Below are 4,042 nucleotides of genomic sequence, written 5' to 3' on the forward strand. Positions count from 1 at the left end.
CAGCTGTCCTATACACCTGTACTTAAACTAAAAAAGGACTCCAAACTCAATCAGAGCTTATAAATGAAAAGGCCAAACTTGAGGGGCGGGGTTTATCCCCGCCCGTATATTTCTAGTCTTTCATATGTCAATAAAGGCCAAGACGACTATGAACGCGCTTATAAACAACGGGTCATATTAATTTAAAAAAACGTGCAAATTCGATGTGTTTCATACTGGTAAATTCTGAAACAGGAAAAACAGTTTCTTAGAAGCGTTAAGCCACGAGGCAGTCCCAGGGTTTTTAATCAGGACAGTTGTTTTAAGAACTACTTAACCCCGGACCGATTCTTACAAACAGTCCCGCCGGTCTGCCCCGTAATAATCCTCGTTCCAGGAGGCGGCATACTCACCTTTCCTTAAGGCGTGGACAAGCTCTTCTTCGGTCCTGACGGCGTCGGGAAATTGGGTGTAGGCCCGGCCCAGGACCAGCAGGCCGTGGGCGTCCGAGCCTCCGATGCCGTTGATGCCCAGGCGTTCGGCGGCCTCGGCGGCCATGCGGTTCTCCTCAAAGGACGCGCTTCCATTCATCACTTCCAGAGCCATGAGTCCCTTGAGGTCCAGGACCCGCTCGCCCGGGCGTCGGCCCAGGATGTCCTTCTGAAAGGGATGGGCCGGGATGGCAATGCCGCCCCGCTCATGCACCCAGTCCACGGCCTTCTGCATCGGGAACTTCGGAGGCAGGTCCCCCTTCCCGGCCTTTACCCCGTAAATCAGGAGATGCCCTTCGGCCGCATTATATTCCATGCCGCGAAAGATGGGGAACCCGGCCCGGCGGGAAATCGCCTTGAAAGGCGCGCTCAGGGAGTATGAGTTATGTTCTGTCACGCAGACCGCGTCCAGCCCCACTTCTCGCGAGCGGGCGGCCAGTTCCTCCGGCTCTATCGAGGAATCTCCTCCTAAGACTGTGTGAACGTGAAGATCTACCTTGAACATCATGCACCTGCTGAGGCATACTAATGGAAATGAAGCTGAGAAACAAGTATACTCACACGGTTTGAAGAAAGGCGGATGCTTATGAGTCCTGAAAAACGACAGCAGTTGGACCGGATGTTCAACCCCCGGGGCGTGGCCGTATTTGGAGGCGTGAGCCGAGCCGGGGCCTTTGCGCAGTCAATCATTTTGAGTCTCCTGGCCTATGGTTATCAAGGGCGGATTTATCCTGTCTCTCGCCAGGGAGGCGAGGTGGCGGGTCTGAAGATTTACCGGAACCTGAGCGAGGTGCAAGGGCCGGTGGACCTGGCCTCGATCTCCGTGCCCGCTCACGCCGTGCCTGAAGTCCTCCGGGAATGTCTGAAGCACAAGGTTCCAGGGGCGCAGATTCACACCTCCGGTTTTGCTGAAACCGGGGAAAGTCAAGGCATGGCCCTTCAGGAAGAAATCAGCCGCATCGCTGAGCAGGGAATCAGGGTCATAGGCCCCAACTGCTTCGGCATCCACAGCTCACGCGGGGGGATCAGCATGCTGCCAGGATTTGATTTCTCCAAGAAGCCAGGCCCGGTAGCCATGCTCTCCCAGAGCGGCGGCGGGGCCTGTGACTTTGGACATGAGGCCCAGATTGCCAGCCTGGGTCTGAGCAAGGTTATATCCTTTGGAAACGGCTGTGACCTGGATGCGGTTGAGCTTTTGAAATACCTGGCGCATGACCCGGAGACCGGTTATGTGGCCGCCTATCTTGAAGGGGTGGAAAGCGGACGTAAATTTTTCGAGATCGTTAGAGAGCTGACCCCGAAAAAACCCGTGGTCATCTGGAAGGGCGGCCTGACTCCCCTGGGAAGCAGGGCGACGCAGAGTCACACCGGGTCTTTAGGCGGGGAAGCCAGGGTCTGGAACGGCGCTCTGGCCCAGGCTGGAGCCGTGCCGGTCCAGGGGCTGCATGAGATGATTGACACGCTGACGGCCCTGGCATTTCTGAAAAGCAGAGGAAGACGAATTGCCTTGGCCGGCGGCGGCGGGGCCATTGGTGTTTTTTCCTCGGACCTGGCGCACCGTTTCGGTCTGGAGGTCCCGAGGTTCAGCCCTGAAACGCAGGCGCGCCTGAGGAAGCGGCTGCCCGCGCCGGGCAACAGCGTGCTCAATCCGCTGGACACAGGCACGCCGGTCTTGCCTCTGGAAGTCCTGGAACCCCTGATCAAGGAAATCCTGACCAAGGAATCAATGGACGTGTTGGTGATGGTGATGCTTCTCCATCCCCTGGAAGTGACCAGTCAGGTCTTCCCCAAGATGATCGGCCTCCCTTCGCCGCCCGCGGGAAGCTACCTGCAAGGCCTGCTCGAAATAATGTCCCGGCTTAAAAAGCAGACCGGTAAGGATGTGGCAATGGCCTTTGAAAACAGAGCCACCCAGCCTGAAAATATAAACGTAGAATCCGTGTCCAGGAAGATGCGCCTTCAATTTCAGGCAGAGGGGATTCCGGTTTTCACCGGGGCCGAAAGGGCCCTCCGAGGCATCCGAAACGCCTTGAAGGCCAAGCGGCCCTAGCCGGACAGAATCCAGGCGATCACCGTGAATTCCTTTGACTTTTTTCTGCACCCCTGATACTTTTAATCTATAATGTCATTGCAAGTAATTAAGGGGAGGATTATTTGATATGTTTGGTTTGGGCATGTGGGAACTCTTGATCATCCTGGCCATCGTTCTGGTCGTCTTCGGCGCCTCGAAGCTGCCTGAGATCGGCTCCGGATTGGGCAAAGGCATATCCAACTTTCGCCTGGCGTCCAAAGAGGCCAAGGAGATTGACGTTACCCCGGAAAAAGATGAAGTCGCCTCGGAGCAAAAAAACGAGGAAAAGTCCGCATCCTGAGATTCGGGCAGGCCTTTATTGATGTTTACATCCTGTTATGGATCGCGAGCGCCGCTTGCACCCGCGTCTGCCTCTTCTAATTGAACCTGCCTTTTTATTGAATTACCAGATAAAGCCATGAATGAAGATTCACATAAATCGGCTTATACAGAAGAAAACAACCTGCTTTAGCCAGTTTATACAGGCGGATAATTATTGTTAGCGCTTATTAGCGCTTATAAAGATTAAGCCAAGGACAAATGTCAGATTGCACGCATAAAAGAGTCAAGCTTTTGAATCCTTACGTATATATTCGAAAGTATCAATGTGAGGACTGTGGAAATGTTATGATGTGTTCTTGTGACGAAGAGTTTGCACGAAAGTATCTTCCCCATCAAATAAGCGAAGCTACAGAGTTAAAGAGTCAGAGAAGGACACCTATAACAATCGGATTCCAAAAAAATATCTGTGATAAATGCAGAGGACTCCCAGAAAAAGCGTACCCCATGGAAGAGATATACGGGAGAGAATCAAAAGTACATCGATACTATTGGAGAGAGATTGCATTTGAAACCATAAAAAGGTTTGAAAATTGGTCTCGTAAAGAGGGCTATAGCGATTGGCTAGAAGCAATGCTTACTCACAAGGACATGTACAAAGATATTGAGCGCGAGGTTGTGAAAGAAATAAATGAGTTCCATATGAAAACTCCCAAATATACATACAAAGAAGAATCGCAGAACGAAATAATATTAAAGTACAACGTTGAGGTAATTAAACTGGAGGGAGTTTATATTAAATCACCAAACCGCAAAGTCAGTATTCTAAATGGTAAAACTATATGCTCAGCTGAGGAATATGTAAAACGATATTTAGATAAGCTCGGATACAACGTACTTGTTACCGAAAGCGTGCCCTTTCATGTGATTTTTGGCGTATTTATGTGGTTATTGATTCAAGATCCCTCGGATAAGCTAAACCGTTTGGCGTCATTTGGTGACAGAAGTGCATTTGATAATAGCATTAAAGGAAAGCTTATTTCAACTTTCTTACCCGAGGATTTTGGTACGTCAGGGTATTATGAAAGAAGGAAAGAAGCTATTAAAGCACATTTTAAAACGATTCCTGAAGATAAAGATGAATTATTTTGGACCTTTGATTATTGGATAGAGCCTAGCAGTAATTTTAGACAATATTTGTGGGCTCATCAGCAAGACGATA

The 4,042-nt window shown here is 50.5% G+C and carries 4 protein-coding genes; 3 read left to right on the plus strand and 1 reads right to left on the minus strand.

Annotated features, from left to right (window positions below; translation table 11 throughout):
- Nucleotides 1-330: 330 nt before the first annotated feature.
- Entirely contained in the window at nucleotides 331-978 is a 648-nt protein-coding gene (locus tag JRI95_16520; GenBank protein MBW2063148.1) for a PHP domain-containing protein, read from the minus strand.
- 78 nt (nucleotides 979-1,056) lie between these two features.
- Here JRI95_16520 and JRI95_16525 point away from each other — a divergent pair, with 78 nt between their 5' ends.
- The 3 genes from JRI95_16525 to JRI95_16535 all read left to right on the plus strand — a co-directional run.
- A complete protein-coding gene (locus tag JRI95_16525) occupies nucleotides 1,057-2,520 on the plus strand; it encodes a CoA-binding protein (protein MBW2063149.1) in 1,464 nt (487 codons plus the stop codon).
- Nucleotides 2,521-2,629: 109 nt separating this feature from the next.
- A complete protein-coding gene (locus JRI95_16530; protein ID MBW2063150.1) occupies nucleotides 2,630-2,842 on the plus strand; it encodes a twin-arginine translocase TatA/TatE family subunit in 213 nt (70 codons plus the stop codon).
- Between the two features lie 485 nt (nucleotides 2,843-3,327).
- Nucleotides 3,328-4,042 (plus strand): hypothetical protein (locus JRI95_16535; GenBank protein MBW2063151.1); only part of this gene is annotated, 715 nt, incomplete at its 3' end.

This window comes from Deltaproteobacteria bacterium, from assembly GCA_019308995.1.
Lineage (GTDB): Bacteria > Desulfobacterota > Desulfarculia > Adiutricales > JAFDHD01 > JAFDHD01.

Bases quoted from the DNA above. Each gene is read 5' to 3' on its own strand.
- JRI95_16520 (MBW2063148.1), bottom strand. From the start codon at position 978: ATGATGTTCAAGGTAGATCTTCACGTTCACACAGTCTTAGGAGGAGAT.
- JRI95_16525 (MBW2063149.1), top strand. From the start codon at position 1,057: ATGAGTCCTGAAAAACGACAGCAGTTGGACCGGATGTTCAACCCCCGG.
- JRI95_16530 (MBW2063150.1), top strand. From the start codon at position 2,630: ATGTTTGGTTTGGGCATGTGGGAACTCTTGATCATCCTGGCCATCGTT.